The organism is Mycobacterium sp. SMC-8, from assembly GCF_025263565.1.
Lineage (GTDB): Bacteria > Actinomycetota > Actinomycetes > Mycobacteriales > Mycobacteriaceae > Mycobacterium.
The window spans coordinates 1,466,070-1,484,792 of sequence record NZ_CP079865.1 but is presented as its reverse complement, the minus strand read 5'-3'; the positions used below and the strand labels follow the sequence as shown (position 1 = coordinate 1,484,792).

At 66.5% G+C, this 18,723-nt stretch carries 15 protein-coding genes and 1 pseudogene; 12 read left to right on the top strand and 4 right to left on the bottom strand.

Annotated features, from left to right (window positions below; translation table 11 throughout):
* Positions 1-17: 17 nt before the first annotated feature.
* A complete protein-coding gene (locus KXD97_RS07315; RefSeq protein ID WP_260756091.1) occupies positions 18-1,220 on the top strand; it encodes an enhanced intracellular survival protein Eis in 1,203 nt (400 codons plus the stop codon).
* Positions 1,221-1,305: 85 nt separating this feature from the next.
* Here KXD97_RS07315 and KXD97_RS07310 read toward each other — a convergent pair whose 3' ends face one another.
* From KXD97_RS07310 to KXD97_RS07300, 3 genes are all read right to left on the bottom strand, one after another.
* The gene (locus tag KXD97_RS07310; protein ID WP_260756090.1) at positions 1,306-2,394 is read right to left on the bottom strand and encodes an inositol-3-phosphate synthase; all 1,089 of its coding nucleotides are present in this window, start codon (positions 2,392-2,394) and stop codon (positions 1,306-1,308) included.
* 56 nt (positions 2,395-2,450) lie between these two features.
* Positions 2,451-2,996 (bottom strand): PadR family transcriptional regulator, encoded by a 546-nt coding sequence (locus tag KXD97_RS07305; protein WP_260756089.1) that lies wholly within the window; start codon positions 2,994-2,996, stop codon positions 2,451-2,453.
* 119 nt (positions 2,997-3,115) lie between these two features.
* Positions 3,116-3,994 (bottom strand): DUF1707 domain-containing protein, encoded by an 879-nt coding sequence (locus tag KXD97_RS07300; RefSeq protein WP_260756088.1) that lies wholly within the window; start codon positions 3,992-3,994, stop codon positions 3,116-3,118.
* A 112-nt stretch (positions 3,995-4,106) separates the two neighbouring features.
* Between KXD97_RS07300 and KXD97_RS07295 the strand changes: the two genes are divergently transcribed.
* The 10 genes and pseudogenes from KXD97_RS07295 to KXD97_RS07250 all read left to right on the top strand — a co-directional run bounded on the left by KXD97_RS07295 (position 4,107) and on the right by KXD97_RS07250 (position 15,579).
* Positions 4,107-4,541, top strand: coding sequence for a DUF5318 domain-containing protein (locus KXD97_RS07295; RefSeq protein WP_260756087.1), 435 nt, complete (start codon positions 4,107-4,109; stop codon positions 4,539-4,541).
* A complete protein-coding gene (locus tag KXD97_RS07290; RefSeq protein ID WP_396884777.1) occupies positions 4,534-7,155 on the top strand; it encodes a transglycosylase domain-containing protein in 2,622 nt (873 codons plus the stop codon). Before KXD97_RS07295 ends, KXD97_RS07290 begins: the two co-directional genes overlap by 8 nt.
* The gene (locus KXD97_RS07285; RefSeq protein WP_260756085.1) at positions 7,152-8,792 is read left to right on the top strand and encodes a glycosyltransferase family 87 protein; all 1,641 of its coding nucleotides are present in this window, start codon (positions 7,152-7,154) and stop codon (positions 8,790-8,792) included. The genes KXD97_RS07290 and KXD97_RS07285 overlap by 4 nt, the downstream gene beginning before the upstream one ends.
* 135 nt (positions 8,793-8,927) lie before the next feature.
* A complete protein-coding gene (gene rpsF, locus KXD97_RS07280; protein WP_260756084.1) occupies positions 8,928-9,218 on the top strand; it encodes a 30S ribosomal protein S6 in 291 nt (96 codons plus the stop codon).
* 111 nt (positions 9,219-9,329) lie between these two features.
* Positions 9,330-9,839, top strand: a complete 510-nt coding sequence (locus KXD97_RS07275; protein ID WP_260756083.1) for a single-stranded DNA-binding protein — start codon at positions 9,330-9,332, stop codon at positions 9,837-9,839.
* Between the two features lie 36 nt (positions 9,840-9,875).
* Positions 9,876-10,142, top strand: a complete 267-nt coding sequence (gene rpsR / locus KXD97_RS07270) for a 30S ribosomal protein S18 (RefSeq protein WP_260756082.1) — start codon at positions 9,876-9,878, stop codon at positions 10,140-10,142.
* A gap of 11 nt (positions 10,143-10,153) precedes the next feature.
* Positions 10,154-10,609 carry a 50S ribosomal protein L9 gene (gene rplI, locus KXD97_RS07265; protein WP_260756081.1) on the top strand — a complete coding sequence of 152 codons (456 nt, stop codon included), beginning with the start codon at positions 10,154-10,156 and terminating at the stop codon, positions 10,607-10,609.
* A 494-nt stretch (positions 10,610-11,103) separates the two neighbouring features.
* Positions 11,104-14,202, top strand: coding sequence for a replicative DNA helicase (locus KXD97_RS07260; protein WP_396884775.1), 3,099 nt, complete (start codon positions 11,104-11,106; stop codon positions 14,200-14,202).
* A gap of 22 nt (positions 14,203-14,224) precedes the next feature.
* Positions 14,225-14,849 (top strand): annotated as a pseudogene (locus tag KXD97_RS07255) (IS3 family transposase); the annotation flags it as partial.
* Between the two features lie 211 nt (positions 14,850-15,060).
* Positions 15,061-15,579, top strand: coding sequence for a hypothetical protein (locus tag KXD97_RS07250; protein ID WP_260756080.1), 519 nt, complete (start codon positions 15,061-15,063; stop codon positions 15,577-15,579).
* On the opposite strand, the gene KXD97_RS07245 is transcribed toward KXD97_RS07250, so the two are convergent.
* Entirely contained in the window at positions 15,562-16,695 is a 1,134-nt protein-coding gene (locus tag KXD97_RS07245) for an ISL3 family transposase (RefSeq protein ID WP_260756079.1), read from the bottom strand. The genes KXD97_RS07250 and KXD97_RS07245 overlap by 18 nt on opposite strands.
* Here KXD97_RS07245 and KXD97_RS07240 point away from each other — a divergent pair.
* Positions 16,591-18,705, top strand: a complete 2,115-nt coding sequence (locus KXD97_RS07240) for a S8 family serine peptidase (protein ID WP_260756078.1) — start codon at positions 16,591-16,593, stop codon at positions 18,703-18,705. The two genes, KXD97_RS07245 and KXD97_RS07240, sit on opposite strands and share 105 nt — an antisense overlap.
* Positions 18,706-18,723: the final 18 nt, after the last annotated feature.

Below are 18,723 nucleotides of genomic sequence, written 5' to 3'. Positions count from 1 at the left end.
TGTGACACCGTCGGGCAGTGCCGCATTCACCGACCGGGTTGACGTTCCGTACCGCGCACGACGCCGACTGGCCGGCGATGGCCCTGATCGGCGCGACGGGCTTCGGTGTCTGGCAGCCGCCGGAGAGCTCCGAGGTGTGGCGATCGCTGGTGCCCGCGGACGGCGCCGTGGTCGCGTGCGACGGTCCCGACGTCGTCGGTGTCGCCCTGATCCTGGACCTCGAGCTGACCGTGCCCGGCGGCGCGGTGCTGCCGATGGCCGGAGTGTCGTTCGTGGCGGTCGCGCCGACGCACCGCCGCCGCGGTGTGCTGACCGGCATGTTCGGTGAGCTGCACCGGCGCATGGGCAGATACCCGATCGCCGGGCTGGAGGCCAGCGAAGCAGAGATCTACGGCCGGTTCGGATACGGACCGGCCACGGTGTGGCAGAGCCTGTCCGTCGACCGCACCCGGGCGCGCGTCCATCGGGACGTGCCCGATCCGGGCGGCGTCCGGATCGTGCGCGCGTCCGAGCACCGCGCCGACATCGAGGACGTCTATGAGCGGTGGCGGTTGCAGACACCGGGCGGGCTGCGCACGCCGACCCGGCTGTGGGACGAGGTGTTCGCCGACCGGGAGCATGCCCGCAACGGGGGCAGCGCACTGTTCTGTCTGCTGCACCCCGACGGTTTCGCGATGTACCGGGTGCACAGCGGCGACGGCAAGGACCGCGTCGAGGTCACCAAACTGGCGGCCGTGACCGAGCACGCGTACATCGCTGTGTGGCGGGTGCTGCTCGGACTGGACCTGATGGCGACCGTGGACGTCGAGGGACACCCGCACCAGCTGCTGCCGTACCTGCTGACCAATCCGCGGTTGGTGCGTCAGCGCGGCAGCCACGACGGGCTGTGGTTGCGGATGCTCGACATCCCCGCGGTGCTGCGGGCGCGCACGTACTCCGCGGATCTGGCTGTGGTGCTTGAGGTTTCCGACGACGGGCTGGGCGGTGGCGGCAGGTTCGCGCTCGAGGTGCGTGACGGTAGCGCCCACTGTGTGCCCACCGATGCCGCCGCAGACGTGCAGTTGGACCTGTCAGTGCTCGGCAGTCTCTATCTCGGCGCGCACCGGGCTTCGGCGTTCGTCGCCGCCGGTCGGTTGCGGTGCGGCGATCCCGCGCTCCTCGCCGCGCTGGACGCGGCGTTCGCCACGGAGGTGCCCGCCGAACTCGGCTTCAACTTCTAGCCCGCCCTCAAACGCCGAAATCGCATTCCATGCGGCGAAATCCGAGTGGAGGCCGCGTGGAATGCGATTTCGGCGAAAGGAGGGGTCAGCCCTCGATGAACTTCTCGAGCTGCACGCGGGCGAGGTCGTCGGCGAGCTGCTTGGGCGGGCTCTTCATCAGGTAGGCCGAGGCCGCCTCGATCGGGCCGCCGATGCCGCGGTCCTTGGCGATCTTGGCGGCACGCACCGCGTCGATGATCACGCCGGCCGAGTTGGGGGAGTCCCACACCTCGAGCTTGTACTCCAGGTTCAGCGGCACGTCACCGAAGGCGCGGCCCTCCAGGCGGACGTAGGCCCACTTGCGGTCGTCGAGCCAGGCCACGTGATCGGACGGGCCGATGTGGACGTTCTTGTCCTCGATCTTGCCGGCCAGCGAGCCGGACAGGTTCGAGGTGACGGCCTGGGTCTTGGAGACCTTCTTGGACTCCAGCCGCGAACGCTCCAGCATGTTCAGGAAGTCCATGTTGCCGCCGACGTTGAGCTGGTAGGTGCGGTCCAGCGTGACGCCGCGGTCCTCGAACAGCTTGGCCATCACGCGGTGGGTGATGGTGGCGCCGATCTGGCTCTTGATGTCGTCACCGACGATCGGGACGCCGGCGTCTTCGAACTTCTTGGCCCACACCGGATCCGAGGCGATGAACACCGGCAGGGCGTTGACGAACGCGACGCCGGCGTCGATGGCGCACTGGGCGTAGAACTTGTCGGCCTCTTCAGAACCCACGGGCAGGTAGGACACCAGCACGTCGACCTCGGCGTCCTTGAGCACCTTGACCACATCGACGGCCTCGACGTCGGAGATCTCGATGGTGTCGGCGTAGTACTTGCCGATGCCGTCCAGCGTCGGGCCGCGCTGCACGACGACGTCGGTCGGCGGCACGTCGGCGATCTTGATGGTGTTGTTCTCGGAGGCGAAGATCGCCTCGGACAGGTCGAAGCCGACCTTCTTGGCGTCCACGTCGAACGCGGCGACGAACTTCACGTCGCGCACGTGGTACTGGCCGAGCTTGACGTGCATCAGGCCGGGAACGGTGGCGTTCTCGTCGGCGTCCTTGTAGTACTGAACGCCCTGTACGAGCGAGGACGCGCAGTTGCCCACGCCGACGATCGCGACCCGGACGTCATTGCTTGCGGTCATGACGGCTTCTCCTCTGTCCTACTGTTTTTCGTATTACTGGTGGCTGCGCGTAATGCTCACGTCTGTTCGGCGCGTCCCTGCGCCGATCTCTCCGCCGCGATCAACTCGTTGAGCCACTTGACTTCACGCTCGCTGGACTCGAGCCCCAGCTGGTGGAGCTGTCGGGTGTACCGATCGAATGAGCTGCTCGCCCGCGCCACGGCTTCACGCAGGCCTTCGCGACGTTCCTCCACCTGGCGGCGGCGACCCTCCAGGATCCGCATCCGGGCCTCGGCCGGGGTGCGGTTGAAGAATGCAAGGTGAACTCCGAAACCGTCGTCCGAGTAGTTCTGCGGACCTGTGTCGGCGACCAGCTCGGTGAACCGCTGCTTCCCGGCCTCGGTCAGCTGATACACCCGGCGCGCCCGCCGGACCTTCACGGTGCCCTCGGGGGCGGCGTCCTCCACGATCAGCCCGTCGGCCTGCATGCGGCGCAGCGCCGGGTACAGCGAGCCGTAGGAGAACGCACGAAACGCTCCCAGGAGGCCCGTCAATCTCTTGCGCAGCTCATAGCCGTGCATCGGGGACTCCTGCAGCAGGCCCAGGATGGCGAGCTCGAGCATCCAGGCACCTCCTCCAGCAATTCTGATGCGTCGCTACGACGGTTCAACACCTCGGGCGAGTGTATCGCGCCGATATATTGAGCGCTATAGCGAGCCACCCAAAACACGGTTCGTGCTGGTCAGCGGTTCGCGGGCCAGATGGCCAGCGGTGTGCCGTCCGGGTACAGCTCGATACGGCCGTTGCCGAAGTCACTGTTGACGATGATCTCGACGATCACCGCATCCGGGGTGGCCGGGTCCTCCGACGGGCTGATCCGCAACCAGGTGTCGGTGACGTCGGCGCGGGAGATGCCGACGGTGTCGGGTGCGCCGCGCAGCACCCCCAGGGTCTTCTCGAAGTCGAACTTGGCGAGGTCGACCAGCCTGTCGTCGGCGTCGACGGTCGACGGCGATCCCGAGGGTTCGCCCCACCCGCCGCGGTAGTAGTAGGTCTGGCTGCGCCGATTGTCCTGCGGATCCGGCCGGTCGAGGTAGGCCATGTCGGAGTGGATGTCGAGCTCGTAGCCCATCGTGCTGCCGAACTTCTTGCGCATCTGCTCGAACAGTCCGTTGAACCCGCCCAGGGACTGCAGCTGCTTCGGCGGGGTCAGCACCGTGGCCGGGATGCCGTCGGCCTTCGCGCCCGGATCGGAGGTGAAGTTCAGCGGCGACGGGGTGTTGCCGTAGAGCCCCCAGCCGATCGCCATCCCGAGTATCACCAGCACGCCGGCGATCGCGGCCTTGATACCCCAGTTGATCCGCACGCCGGGGTCGGCACGGTTGACGATCTTGGTGATCACCGGCACATCGAGGGACTTGCCGGTCTGAAGATCCGACACCAGGTCCTGCAACTGGCCCAGCGTGGACGCCGTGGTTGCCGACTTCACCCGCTCGCCGTGCTCGGCCATCGACAGCTGGCCCTCGGCCAGCGCGGTGTCGAGGATCTGGCATGTCTCGTTGCGGTCGCTGTCTTTTGCCCGTGTCCACGACGTCCGTCGTCCAGAGCTCCCCGAAGCCACGACCAAGATCGTAAGAGTTGAGCCGTCGACAGCGCAGGCCGGACACGATTGACGCCGTCGCGGGGCGCACGCCGAGCCTCGGTGCCCGAGCCGCCGACGTACTCTGGTCTTCGTGCGATTGCAGCGACAGGTGGTGGACTACGCCCTGCGGCGGCGGTCCCTGCTGGCCGAGGTGTACTCGGGCCGCACCGGCGTCTCGGAGGTCTGTGACGCCAACCCCTACTTGCTGCGCGCTGCAAAGTTCCACGGCAAGCCCAGTTCGGTGATGTGCCCGATCTGCCGCAAGGAACAACTCACCCTGGTGTCGTGGGTGTTCGGTGACCACCTCGGCGCGGTGTCCGGCTCCGCGCGGACCGCCGAGGAGCTCGTCCTGCTCGCGACCCGCTTCGACGAATTCTCCGTACACGTGGTGGAGGTATGCCGCACGTGCAGCTGGAATCACCTGGTCAAGTCGTATGTGCTCGGCGCGGTACCGCCCCCCAAGGGCTCCCGCGGTCCGCGTCGCACCCAGACCGCGCGCGGCACTGCGCGCACCGCCAGTGAATAGCGACGGGCGCCACGACCGGTCTCCCGACAGCCCTCGCGACGGGCAGAGGGCGGCTGAGAGTCTGGGCGCACGCAGACCGCCGCCGCCCCGTCGGGACGCTCCGCCGCGGCCGGCCGGTCAGGGCGGCGTGCGCCGCGCGCCGACCCCCGACGACCGCCGTACCACCGTGCTGCCGCCGGTGCGGGACGGCGCCCCGCCGCTGCGGGACCCGATCGACGACGTCAAGCGCGCGCTGGACGGACGGCGCAGACCCGCCCCCGGACGCGAGGAGCAGAACAGGCCCGGCGGACAGGAGCAGAACAGGCCCGGCGGACGCTCGGCGCGGCACAGCTCCGGCCCGCCGAATACACCGCCGCCCCCGCCACCCGGGGGCGCGTACGGTCCGGCCGGCGGAGGCCCGACCGGCCCGCGCCGCAGCCTGCGCGAGCAGATCAACTGGACCTGGGTGCGCCGTGGGTCGATCGTGGCCGCGGCGCTGCTGATCGTGCTGCCGCTGTTGACGTTCGGGATGGCGTACATGATCGTCGACGTCCCGAAGCCCGGTGACATCCGCACCGCGCAGGTGTCGACGATCCTGGCCGGCGACGGCAGTGAGATCGCCAAGATCGTCCCGCCGGAGGGCAACCGTGTCGACGTCAACATCGACCAGATCCCGGTGCACGTGCGCGACGCGGTGATGGCCGCCGAGGACCGCGACTTCTACTCCAACCCGGGCTTCTCGTTCACCGGCTTCCTGCGCGCTGCCAAGAACAACATCTTCGGCGGCGATCTGCAGGGTGGATCGACGATCACGCAGCAGTACGTCAAGAACGCGCTCGTCGGCGACGCCCGATCCGGGGTCGGCGGCCTGATCCGCAAGGCCAAGGAGCTGGTCATCTCGACGAAGATGTCCAGCGAGTGGTCCAAAGACCAGGTGTTGCAGTCGTACCTGAACATCATCTATTTCGGCCGCGGGGCCTATGGGGTGGCCGCCGCCGCGCAGGCCTACTTCGGTAAGCCCGTCGAGGCGCTCAACGTGTCCGAGGGTGCGCTTCTGGCGGCGCTGATCCAGCGGCCGTCGGTGCTCGACCCGGCGGTGGATCCGGATGCGTCGGCGGTGCGCTGGAGCTGGGTGCTCGACGGCATGGTGGAGATCGGCGCGTTGTCCAAACAGGACCGGGCCGCGCAGGTGTTCCCGCCGACGATCCCGCCCGACCAGGCCGTCAACCAGAACCAGACCACCGGACCGAACGGGCTGATCGAACGCCAGGTGGTCAACGAGTTGATGGACATCTTCGACATCAACGAGCAGGCCCTGAACACCGAGGGTCTGCAGATCACCACCACGATCGACCCGCAGATGCAGTCCGCGGCGGTCGACGCGGTCGAGGAGTACATGGACGGGCAGGACCCCGACATGCGCACCGCGGTCGTGTCGATCGACCCGAAGACCGGCGGCGTCAAGGCCTACTACGGCGGCTCGGACGCCAACGGTTTCGATTTCGCGCAGGCCGGTCTGCCCACGGGTTCGTCGTTCAAGGTGTTCGCGTTGGTCGCCGCGCTGCAGCAGGGGATGGGTCTGGGCTATCAGGTCGACAGCTCGCCCGTCGAGGTCAACGGCATCGAGATCTCCAACGTCGAGGGCAGCAGCTGCGGAACCTGCAACATCGCCGAGGCGCTGAAGCGGTCGCTGAACACCAGCTACTACCGGCTGATGCTGCAGCTCAAGAACGGACCGCAGGACGTCGCCGACGCCGCGCACGCGGCCGGCATCGCCGAGAGCTTCCCGGGCGTGGAGCACACGCTGTCCGAGGACGGCCAGGGCGGGCCGCCGAACAACGGCGTCGTGCTGGGGCAGTACCAGTCCCGCGTCATCGACATGGCCTCGGCGTACGCCACGCTCGCCGCGTCCGGGGTGTATCGCAAGCCGCACTTCGTGCAGAAGGTCGTCAACGCCGAGGGCACGGTGCTGTTCGACGCCGGCCAGGAGGACAACTCCGGCGAGCAGCGCATCGAGAAGGCCGTCGCCGACAACGCGGTCGCCGCGATGCAGCCGATCGCCGCCTACTCCAACGGCCACGCGCTGGCCGGTGGCCGGCCGTCGGCGGCCAAGACCGGCACCAACCAGCTCGGCGACACCGGCGCCAACCGCGATGCGTGGATGGTGGGCTTCACCCCGTCGTTGTCCACCGCGGTGTGGGTGGGCACCACCGACGGCACCAAACCGCTGGAGAACAAGTGGGGTTCGCCGGTCTACGGCTCCGGACTGCCGTCGGATATCTGGAAGGCGACCATGGACGGTGCACTCGACGGCACCGACAACGAGTCCTTCCCGAAGCCTGAGGAGATCGGCGGATACGCCGGCGTGCCGCAGGCCCCGCCTCCGCCGCGCACCACCGCGCCGCCGACGCCGTCGCAGACGGTGATCCAGCCGACGTTGGAGATCGCGCCGGGCATCACGATCCCGTGGGGGCCGCCGACCACCGTTCCGGTCGGGCCGCCAGGAGCGCCGGCGCCAGAGGCCGGCGCGCCGGGAGCACCTGTTCCGCCGGGGCCGGCCGGAGCTCCGGTGCCGCCGGGTGCGCCGGTGCCGCCGCCGGGCGCTCCGCCGCCGGGTCCGCTGCCGCCCCCGTGACGGCCGAACCCGAGTCGCCGGCTCCGCCAGCCGAACCCGTCTCGCCGGCTCCGCCAGCCGAAGACCGACGGAGCCTCGACTCCCGGGACTGTCCCAGCCGCACCGACACCCTGGGCGCTGCCCTGTCCGGAACCGTCGGCGGTCCGGTCGGCAGGCACGCGCTGATCGGCCGTTCGCGGTTCATGACCCCGCTGCGGGTGATGATGATCATCGCGCTGGTGTTCCTGGCGCTGGGCTACTCGACCAAGGCCGCCTGTCTGCAGACCACCGGCACCGGGACCGCCGATCAGCGCGTGGGCAACTGGGAGAACCAGCGCGCCTACTACCAGTTGTGCTACTCCGACACGGTCCCGCTGTACACCGCGGAGCTGTTGAATCTCGGCAAGTTCCCGTACAAGTCCAGCTGGGTGGAGACCGACGCGCAGGGTAAGCCGCACGTGCAGTACGACGGCGAGCCCGCCGTGCGGTACATGGAGTATCCGGTGCTGACGGGGCTTTACCAGTACCTGTCGATGACGGTGGCGAAGACGTATACCGCGTTGACGAAGCTGGTGTCGGTGCCGGTGATCGCCGAGGTGGTGATGTTCTTCAACATCGCCGCGTTCGGGCTGGCGCTGGCGTGGCTGACCACCCTGTGGGCGACGGCGATGCTGGCGGGCACGCGACGGATCTGGGACGCCGCGCTGCTGGCCGCCTCACCGATCGTGATCTTTCAGATCTTCACCAATTTCGACGCGCTGGCAACGGCTTTCGCAGCGTGCGCGCTGCTGGCGTGGGCGCGGCGAAGACCGGTGTTGGCCGGGGTGCTGATCGGCCTCGGTGTGGCGGCCAAGCTGTACCCCCTGTTGCTGCTCGTCCCGCTGACGGTGTTGGCGGTGCGGACCGGACGTCTGCGGGAGGTCGCCAAGACGGCGGTGGCCGCGGTGGCCGCCTGGCTGGTGGTGAACCTGCCGATCATGGTGCTGTTCCCGCGCGGATGGTCGGAGTTCTTCCGGCTCAACACCCGCCGCGGCGACGACATGGACTCGATCTACAACGTGGTGAAGTCGTTCACCGGGTGGCGCGGTTTCGACCAGGACCTCGGGTTCTGGGAACCGCCGGTGATGCTGAACATGACGAGCGCGGCGCTGTTCGCGGCGTGTTGCATCGTGATCGGCTACATCGCGCTGACCGCCGAGCGGCGGCCCCGGGTGGCACAGCTGGCGTTCCTGGTGGTGGCGGCGTTCCTGCTCACCAACAAGGTGTGGAGCCCGCAGTTCTCGCTGTGGCTGGTGCCGCTGGCGGTGCTGGCGCTGCCGCACCGCCGGATCCTGCTGGCGTGGATGACCGTGGACATGCTCGTGTGGGTGCCGCGGATGCTGTATCTGTTCGGTGAGCAGAACATGGGGCTGCCCGAGCAGGCGTTCACCGCGACGGTGCTGCTGCGCGACGTCGCGGTGATCACTTTGTGTGGGTTGGTGATTCGGCAGATCTACCGGCCGGAGCAGGACCTGGTCCGCCAGGGCGGGGTCGACGATCCCGCCGGCGGGGTGTTCGACGGTGCGCCCGACGCGCCGCCGCGCTGGCTGCCGGACTGGCTGCGCCCACGGCCCCGGAGCGCGCCCGATCGTGTGCTGGCCGCAGCGAATCCGGGCTGACCGCGGTCAGGTCGACTGACGCGATTTCGCTGATCAGCGCCCGTTCCTGTAGCCTGGGCCGGTTGCCGACGCAGGCGACCCTCCTGCCACGGACACGCCGTGGCCGACAAGACCAGAGGAGGTGATGGGTTTCTCATGCGTCCATACGAAATCATGGTCATTCTCGACCCCACACTTGACGAGCGCACCGTAGCTCCGTCGCTGGAGACGTTTCTGAACGTCATCCGCAAGGACGGCGGCAGTGTCGACAAGGTCGACATCTGGGGCCGTCGACGGCTCGCCTACGAGATCGCCAAGCACGCCGAGGGCATCTACGCCGTGCTCGACGTCAAGGCCGAGCCCGCGACCGTCTCCGAGCTGGACCGCCAGCTCAACCTGAACGAGTCCGTGCTGCGCACCAAGGTGATGCGGACCGACAAGCACTAGTCCGTTTCACGTCGGGCGACACCTATGTGTACGTCGGTGCAGTTCCGTAGGCTCGCCTGCGACTGCACTTGTACGAATACGCCGCTTTGACTACACGCCCAGGAGGATCTCGTGGCTGGTGACACCGTCATCACTGTTATCGGAAACCTGACCGCTGACCCGGAACTGCGTTTCACGCCGTCCGGTGCCGCGGTTGCGAACTTCACCGTGGCTTCCACGCCGCGGACGTTCGACCGTCAGACCAATGAGTGGAAGGACGGCGAAGCGCTGTTCCTCCGCTGCAACATCTGGCGTGAGGCCGCCGAGAACGTGGCCGAGAGCCTCACCCGCGGTTCGCGAGTGATCGTGTCCGGTCGGCTCAAGCAGCGGTCCTTCGAAACCCGTGAGGGTGAGAAGCGCACCGTTGTCGAACTCGAGGTCGACGAGATCGGCCCCTCGCTGCGCTACGCGACCGCCAAGGTCAACAAAGCCAGCCGCAGTGGCGGCGGGGGCGGCGGATTCGGCGGCGGCGGGGGCGGTAACTCGCGCCCCGCGGCCAACAGCGCGCCGGCCGAGGACCCGTGGGGCAGTGCGCCCGCATCGGGCTCGTTCGGCGGCGCCGACGACGAACCGCCCTTTTGACATACCAATCAGTGATTCTCAGAAAGAGATAGACATATGGCCAAGTCCTCCTCAACCAAGAGGCGCCCGGCTCCGGAGAAGCCGGTCAAGACTCGCAAATGCTTGTTCTGCTCGAAGAAGGGCAAGAACCAGGTAATCGACTACAAGGACACGCAGCTGCTGCGTACCTACATCAGCGAGCGCGGCAAGATCCGCGCCCGCCGGGTGACGGGCAATTGCGTTCAGCACCAGCGCGATATCGCGATCGCGGTGAAGAACGCCCGCGAGGTCGCCCTGCTGCCGTTCAGCTCGTCGACGCGATAAGGACCACGACAATGAAACTGATTCTCACTGCCGAGGTGGAGCACCTCGGAGTCGCCGGTGACGCTGTCGAGGTGAAGGACGGCTACGGCCGTAACTACCTGCTGCCCCGTGGGCTGGCGATCGTGGCCACCCGTGGCGCCCAGCGCCAGGCCGAGGACATCCGCCGCGCCCAGGAGCTCAAGAGCGTCAAGGGCCTGGAGCACGCCAACGAACTGAAGCAGGCGATCGAGGGACTCGACAATGTCGAGCTGTCGGTCAAGGCGGCCGGTGATTCGGGCAAGCTGTTCGGTTCGGTCACCGCGTCCGACGTCGTCGCGGCGATCAAGAAGGCCGGCGGCCCGAACCTCGACAAGCGGACCGTGAGCCTGCCCAAGGCGCACATCAAGACGACGGGCACGCACACCGTCGGGGTGCGGCTGCACCCCGAGGTGAACGCCTCGCTGTCGCTGAACGTGGTAGCGAGCTAGCCGGCCGACCGGCTCCGCTGTCAAACGGCCGGGTGGGGACCCCTAGGGGTCTTCGCCCGGCCGTAGCCGTATCCGGTGGCGAACTTTTCCGGGCAAAGCAAAGCCAGCGAACTGCACCGGCTGTTAACCTTCTGGTCCCCGCGATGCAACGCAACACGCCCGAGACCGAAACCGAGCACGACACGCCGGGCGATTTCCCATCCACAGCTGTTCGACCGTCCTATGGTGCGTTCATCTGCGTAAACAAGGCTGTTGCAGTGAGTTATCAACAGGTTCTCCCCAGCGCCTCAACATGGCCCACCTGAGCTATCCACACTCCATCCACAGCTTCATCAACAGGGGCGACTTGCTTCCCGCCCAGCAACGTCTAGCGTTGGCCGTCGCGGGTGCAGATCTGCCGTCGACGAGCCAGTTGTCGGAGGCCGGATTTACAGTCGCGACATGCCGTTGTCGAATGTGCGTTCGATCGCGATCAAAAGGGGGTGGGTCTCGGCGTGGCCGTCGTAGATGACTTGGGTCGGCCCGGAGATCGCGGCGAGATGGAGCCGCCTCCCGGTGAGGATTTCGGCCGGCAGCCTCCCCAGGACCCCGCCGCCGAGCAGGCGGTGCTGGGCGGCATGCTGCTGAGCAAGGACGCCGTCGCCGACGTGCTGGAGAAGCTGCGTCCGGGTGACTTCTACAAACCGGCCAACCAGCTCGTCTACGACGCGATCCTGGATCTGTACGGCCGCGGTGAGCCGGCCGACGCGGTCACCGTGGCCGCCGAGCTCGACCGGCGCGGTCTGCTGCGCCGTGTCGGTGGGGCGCCGTATCTGCACACGCTGATCTCGACGGTGCCGACCGCGGCCAACGCGGGGTATTACGCCGAGATCGTGTCGGAGAAGGCGCTGTTGCGCCGGCTGGTGGAGGCCGGCACCCGGGTGGTGCAGTACGGCTACGCCGGTGCCGACGGGGCCGACGTCAACGACATCGTCGACCGCGCGCAGGCCGAGATTTACGACGTGACCGAGCGCCGCGCGGCCGAGGACTTCGTGATTCTGGAGGAGATCCTCCAGCCGACGATGGACGAGATCGACGCGATCGCGTCCGAGGGCGGTATCTCCAAGGGGGTGCCGACGGGCTTCGTCGAACTCGACGAGGTCACCAACGGATTGCACGCGGGTCAGATGATCATCGTGGCGGCCCGCCCGGGTGTCGGAAAAGCGCTCGCGCTGGACACGCCGCTGCCGACGTTGTCCGGGTGGACCACCATGGGCGCGGTCTCGGTCGGTGACTATCTGCTCGACGCCGACGGCAGGCCGACGCGGGTGGTCGCGGCCACCGAGATCCTGCTGGGCCGTCCCTGCTTTGAGATCGAGTTCTCGGACGGCACGACGATCGTCGCCGACGAGATGCACCAGTGGCCGACCAGCCACGGCATCCGCACGACCGGCATGCTGCGCGCGGTCGCCGACACCGTGACCGCCGCTCCGACGGCGAGTGCACCGGGCAACAGCGCGCTGCTGGCGCCGGGCCGCGTCGCGGTCGGCATCACCGGGGTCCGGCGGATCCCGACGGTGCCGGTGCGCTGCGTCCAGGTCGACAACGCCGAGCACCTGTACCTGGCCGGCCGCGGCATGGTGCCCACCCACAACTCCACGCTCGCACTGGACTTCATGCGGTCCTGCTCGATCAAGCACCAGTTGCCCAGCGTCATCTTCTCGCTGGAAATGAGCAAGACCGAGATCGTCATGCGACTGCTGTCGGCCGAGGCGAAGATCAAGCTGGCCGACATGCGTTCGGGCCGGATGAGCGATGACGACTGGACCCGGCTGGCGCGGCGGATGAGTGAGATCAGCGAAGCGCCGCTGTACATCGACGATTCGCCGAACCTGACCATGATGGAGATCCGCGCCAAGGCGCGTCGACTCTCGCAGAAGGCCGGGCTGCGGATGATCGTCATCGACTACATGCAGCTGATGAGCTCGGGCAAGAAGTACGAATCGCGCCAGCAGGAAGTCTCGGACTTCTCCCGCAGCATCAAGCTGATGGCCAAGGAACTCAACGTTCCGGTGATCGCGATCAGCCAGCTCAACCGTGGTCCCGAGCAGCGCACCGACAAACGTCCGCAGGTGTCGGACCTCCGCGAGTCGGGCTGCCTGACCGCGAACACGCGGATTTTGCGCGCGGACACCGGGGCTGAGGTCACGTTCGGTGAGCTGATGCGCACGGGCGAGCGGCCGCTGGTGTGGTCGCTGGATGAGCGCAAGCGGATGGTCGCCCGGCCGATGACCAACGTGTTCTACAGCGGGCACAAAGAGGTGTTCAAGGTGCGGTTGGCGTCCGGCCGCGAGGTCGAGGCGACGGCCAACCACCCGTTCATGACGCTCGACGGCTGGAAGCCGCTGGGCGAGTTGGCAATCGGTGCCCGCGTGGCGGCGCCAAGGCGGGTCCCCGAGCCGGTGCAGACGCAGCGGATGCATGATTCCGAGGTGGTGATGCTGGCGCACATGATCGGCGATGGGTCGTGCGTCAAGCGGCAGCCGATCCGGTATGCGTCGGTGGACGAGGCGAATCTGGCCGCGGTGGAGATCTCGGCGGCGCATTTCGGCGTCACGCCGATCCGCGACGAGTACGCGGCGGCACGGGTGACGACGCTGCGGCTGCGGGCGCCGTACCGGCTGACGCACGGCAAGCGGAACCCGGTTGCCGCGTGGCTGGACAGGCTTGGCCTGTTCGGCAAGCGCAGCTTCGAGAAATTCGTGCCTGCTGAAGTTTTCGCGCTCCCTGACGATCAAGTGGCGTTATTCCTGAAGCACCTGTGGGCGACCGACGGTTCGGTGCGATGGGACGCGAAGCTGGGCATCGGGCGGGTCTACTACGCGTCGACCAGCCGGCAGCTGGTCGACGACGTCATGCAGCTGCTGCTGCGGTTCGGTATCGGCTCGACGATCGTGCGCACCAAGAAGGCCGGCTACCGTGATTGCTGGCACCTCGTCATTTCGGGGGCCGATAATCAGACGCGGTTCCTGAACCACATCGGCGTACATGGCGTGAAGGCTTCGGCGGCAAGGGAGGTCGTCGAGAATCTGGCCGGCCGGACGCGGAACCCGAATACGGACACGGTCCCGCTGGAGGTTTGGCAGAAGGTGCGCGCCAATCTGTCGGAACGTGGCGTGACGCACCGCAAGTTCGCCGAGGCGATGAAGACGCAGTTCTGTGGGTCCACCATGTGGAAGCACTCGCCGAGCCGGAGCAGGCTGCACCGAGCTGCTGCGGTGCTGGAAGACCGCGAGTTGCACGATTTGGCGACCAACGATGTGTTCTGGGACAGGATCGTCGAGATCACCAGCATCGGTGAGCACGACGTGTACGACGGAACCGTTCCTGGCACACATAACTTTGTGGCACAAGGGATTTCGCTTCACAACAGCCTCGAGCAGGATGCCGATATGGTAATTTTGCTGCACCGGCCGGATGCGTTCGAGCGGGATGACCCGCGCGGCGGCGAGGCGGACCTGATTCTGGGCAAGCACCGTAACGGCCCGACGAAGACGATTACCGTTGCGCACCAGCTGCATCTGTCGCGATTCGCGAACATGGCCAAGCAGTAATTCGTCGTGTGACTTCTCAAGTTTGGGCCGAGTCGCTGACCTGCTGGGCGTCGGTACCGCCGAAACTGTGCGCAAATGGGTCCGCCAGACCGAGATCGACGGCGGCGCTCGGGCGGGGCAGACGACCGAGGAATCCGAGTTGCTGCGCAAGCTGCGCCAAGAGAACGCCGAACTCAAGCGGGCCAACGCGATCTTGAGGCGGCGTAGGTTTTCTTCGCCGCCGAACTCGACCGGCCCTCTCAGTAGTCGTGGAGTTCATGACCGCCCACCAGCACAGGCGGGTGGGCGCTGATGGTCTCAAGTGGGGTGTCGAGTCGATGTGCGCCGTACTGTGCGAGTACTGCGTGCCGATCGCCCCGTCGACGTATTACGCCCACCGCGCCCACCGTGGCCCCTCCAAGGCCGACTGGGCCGACGCGCAGGTGATCCATGCGATCTACCAGCTCCGTCAGTCCAATGCGCTATATCGGGTTCTAGGTGCCCGTAAGACGTGGATTGTGTTGCACACCAACGGACTCGATGTCTCACGCTGTGCCGTTGAACGGGTCATGCGGGAGATGGGATGGCGCGGTGCCTGCAAACGGCGCCGGGTCCGCACCACCGTCGCTGACCCGGCCGCGACCCGAGCCCCGGACCGGGTAGCTCGGCGGCGGTCGGGATACCGCGCGTTCCGCGTGAGCAGCCCACTGCGCTGGCTCGGAGCAGCATTGCCGTCGAACTCGACGACCTGATGCGCTGCGTCGACGCCGCCTGCATCGATCGGTAGAGATATCGAGTAGTCCGCTACTCACCTGGATTCTCTTGGGGACGGAGACCATGGAGTGTTGACATATCCAGCACCGGAGGAGGAGAAGTGACATGGGCACCAGGACAGCCGCATCGAGGCGGCCCGTCGGCTTCAGCATCGAAGCTGACGAAGTAATCAATCCAGCGGAAGCGTTATCGGTGCATCTGCCTGCGGCGGTGGACATGCAGGCGGCACGGGCTGCTGTCCGGGTGACGTACGCCGGTGAGGACCTACCTGTACGGTTCAGCCTCGGGTCCGACGGTCGGTCGATCTCCGTCGCGCTTACAGAAGGCTTGTCGGGGCGGCTCGGCGCGCACGTCCTTGAAGTCGTGGAACTGGTCAGCACTGAAGGAGACAGACTGGTGGACCAGGTACATCTACCCTTCTGCGTTCTCCCGATAGGGGTCAACCCGGACAACAACTTCTTCGTCGAACACAGCGTCCGTCTCGAGTTCAACGACTTGAACGTGTCCCGGCTGTCGCCTGGCGAGCAGGGCAGGAACGGCCATGTCGACGTGTTGAAGGTGGTTGACCGCCAGACCGGTGAGCCGGCCGAACTGGCGTGCGGCTCCTCAGGTTCTCGTGGGTAGCTGGGGGTGGAGTCCGCCGCGGCAGAGGTAGATCATTGAGGCCAGTGTTTGGGCGGAGTGGTGGCCGTATCCGCGGGCGTTGATCAGCCTGGTCGTGGCGTTGATTCCTTCGAGTAGGGCGTTGGATATGCCGAGTTCGATGGCGGCGAGGATCGGCTCGAAGTAGGCCTGAAAGCGTTTGCCGAGCGAGATGAAGACAGGAATGCGGGATCGTTTGGCCGCGGTGATCCAGGCTTTAAGAAGTTGCCGGGCTTGACCGGGTGGATGGTCGTAGCGGTAGAGATCTCGGACCTGTTCTTTCAGTGCCCAGGCCCGTCCGATATGGCGGTTGGTCTTGGCGATGTGGTTGACCAGGTCGCGTTTGGACTCGCTGAGTTTGTCCTCACCAGTGCGCAGCGCCCAACGGCCGGCTTTCCAGTCCGCGGTGCTCATCATGGCGCGGCCGGGGCCGGTGGCCGCGCCGGCATAGACGCGATCGAGAGCTCGGTTGACCCACTGCATCAGGTGGAAGCCGTCGTAGCAGATGACAGCGTCTGGCAGATGCTCGGCGGTGGTGCTGGTGTAAACGCTGGAGAAGTCCATGCTTACTGCCTCGATGCGATCGAGAATTGAATCTGGTTGGCTGGTATAGAAATTGGCTAGTGATTCCTTGCTTCGTCCGGGCTGGATGTCGATGACGGTGCCGGTGTCGTGATCGCCGATGATGGTCAGGTAGCGGTGCGGGTGGCGGTAGCAGACTTCGTCGACACCGATGCGGTAGAGGGTGTCGAGTCGGCGTTGATCGAGGAGTTCGGCGACGCCGCGGTTGATGATGGCGGTGACGGTTTCCCAGGCGCAGCGCATCAGCGTGGCCACCGATGTGCGGTCGGTGCGTTGGGCCAGCCACAGCACCGTGTCTTCGAAGTCGCGGGTGTGGCGGGCACCGGGCCGCGCCCACGGCAGCTCCTCGGTGATCACGCCGCACTCGGGGCAGTCCAGGCGGCGGATCTCGTAGACCAGCCATAGCCGACGATGGGCCAGATCGAGGTGGCGCCAGCGTCGGCGGCGCCGGTCGTAGACCGACCGGAGGCGTTTGCCGCACGGGCAGCTCAGCAGGCGTGCGGTGGGCCGCAGCACCACTTCGACATCTCGGTCGCCGATGCTGACTTCGGTGACGGTGGCTCCGGGAATGGCCAAGAGACGGTTAAATGCAGTACTGACGCGCACGCGAGTCGTCCTAAAGGTTGCGGTTGGTGTGGTAACCCCGAAAACCTAAAGGCCCGACCGCGTGCGCGTCGCCCGTTTCACAGCCGACTCGCCGAACCTCTTACACACCAACCAAAATCGCCGCTGAGCAGCACAAAAGCGCCCACTAGAACACTAGGAGCGCCACTGGCGTTCGACCAACACGGTCAGCGGGTGGACATCGCCGCGCGGCTCAGGGAACTGGAAGTGCTGCGTAACGAACGATTCGGGAAGATGAGCGCCGGAATGTTCGATCTCCTCGAAATAGCTGGGGAACAACGGATCCCGGTGGTGGTGTGGGCCGCATTCGAGTTGCCCCCGGCGCCCTACGAGAAGCCTACTGATCGTCGCAGTGTCGAGCCCCCACGCGGCGAGGAACGTGTGACCGCAATGCTGCGCGGGGCCGTGGCCAACCTCGAGCAGACACTGCGCCGTTACGACGTGGTTGTTGGGGAAGAATCGCGGCGTGATGACGGCGTGCCGCTGGTCCGGGTGGAGGCCAACGTCGAACAGCTACGGTCCTTGGCCCGGGAGGACGCGGTGGGCGCGATCTTTTTCGACGACACCACCGCTATCAATGACTTGGACAATTCGATTGCGGCGGCGCGTTCGAATCAGGCTCACCTCATGGGATTTGACGGTACCGGTGTGCGCGTAGCTGTGTTCGAGGACGGCCCGAGCGTACTCACCGACCTCAGTTTCGCGGACCGATACATCGACAATCCGTCGGCCAGTGATCACGCGAGGTTGACCTCGGCGATCATCAAGAACACCGAAACCGACAGGCCCCACGGGCATGCACCTGATTGCGACCTCTACTCGGCCAACTCCTCGGACAACGACGCGCTGCGGTGGGCGGTGCGCGATCAAGGCTGCACGGTGGTCAGTCAAAGCTTCCACCGGTCCAACGAGCCGGGCGGAAGCGGGCTGCAAGGAGATGACGTACTTAAGGACTGGCTCGCGCTGCGGTGGCCGTATCCGACGATCCTGCAGGCTGCCGGTAACTTCTGGGAAGGAGACTCCGACAACATCGACCCGCCAGAAAGTGAATACGTCAACCACAAGGGCTACAACACATTTGCCGTCGGCAACCACAACGACAACGTGAGCGCGATGTCGGGGTCATCGGTCTTCCGTAACCCCACCTCTTCGCACGGTGATCGCGAGCTGCCCGAGATCGCCGCCAATGGCACCACAGTGTCGGCCGTGGGAGAGAACAACGAAACCGGCACCAGCTTCGCTGCGCCAGCGGCGGCAGGTGTGGTGGCACTCCTGCAAGATGTCGACCCAGTATTGGCCTCCTGGCCGGAAGGTTGTCGGGCGATCATGCTCGCAGCGGCCGGCCGAAACATTCGCGGCAATACGTGGTGGCAGGACGTCTCAGCCGGTGTGGACGGTCGAGACGGGGCCGGGGCGGTGGACGCGAGCGCCGGGATCGCGATCGCCCGGCAGCGACGCACACGCAACTCGTCGGCGTCGCGCCGCGGCTGGGATGTCGGCACGTTGTCCTCATCGGTGATCGGCCGAGACGGGTTGGCCACCTTCCGGTATCACATCGCGGTGCCGCCCTTGCTGTTCCTGCCGCGAGTAAAGGTGGCCATCGCGTGGGACAGCGCGGTGCGGACCGTGAACTTCGTGGGACTGACTTTCCCGTTGACATCGGCATTGACGGTCGACCTCGACCTGCAGGTGCGGGACAGCAGTGGGATGATCGTGGGCTCTTCTGCCTCGTGGGACAACAGCTACGAGATCGTCGAATTCGCCGCACAAGCGGGCGAGACCTATGAGATTGTCATCCGGCGGTGGTCGGGTAACGACGATGTGTGGTTCGGTGTCGCCTGGAATGCGACCGGGCGCAGCATTCTGATTCCCACCGTGGACGTCGAGGCCCCGCTGGGGTAGTCCACTTCGCTTCTGCCC

Coding starts and splice junctions, on each gene's coding strand:
- rpsF (WP_260756084.1), top strand. CDS start 8,928: ATGCGTCCATACGAAATCATGGTCATTCTCGACCCCACACTTGACGAG.
- KXD97_RS07240 (WP_260756078.1), top strand. CDS start 16,591: ATGGGCCAGATCGAGGTGGCGCCAGCGTCGGCGGCGCCGGTCGTAGAC.
- rpsR (WP_260756082.1), top strand. CDS start 9,876: ATGGCCAAGTCCTCCTCAACCAAGAGGCGCCCGGCTCCGGAGAAGCCG.
- rplI (WP_260756081.1), top strand. CDS start 10,154: ATGAAACTGATTCTCACTGCCGAGGTGGAGCACCTCGGAGTCGCCGGT.
- KXD97_RS07250 (WP_260756080.1), top strand. CDS start 15,061: ATGGGCACCAGGACAGCCGCATCGAGGCGGCCCGTCGGCTTCAGCATC.
- KXD97_RS07305 (WP_260756089.1), bottom strand. CDS start 2,996: ATGCTCGAGCTCGCCATCCTGGGCCTGCTGCAGGAGTCCCCGATGCAC.
- KXD97_RS07310 (WP_260756090.1), bottom strand. CDS start 2,394: ATGACCGCAAGCAATGACGTCCGGGTCGCGATCGTCGGCGTGGGCAAC.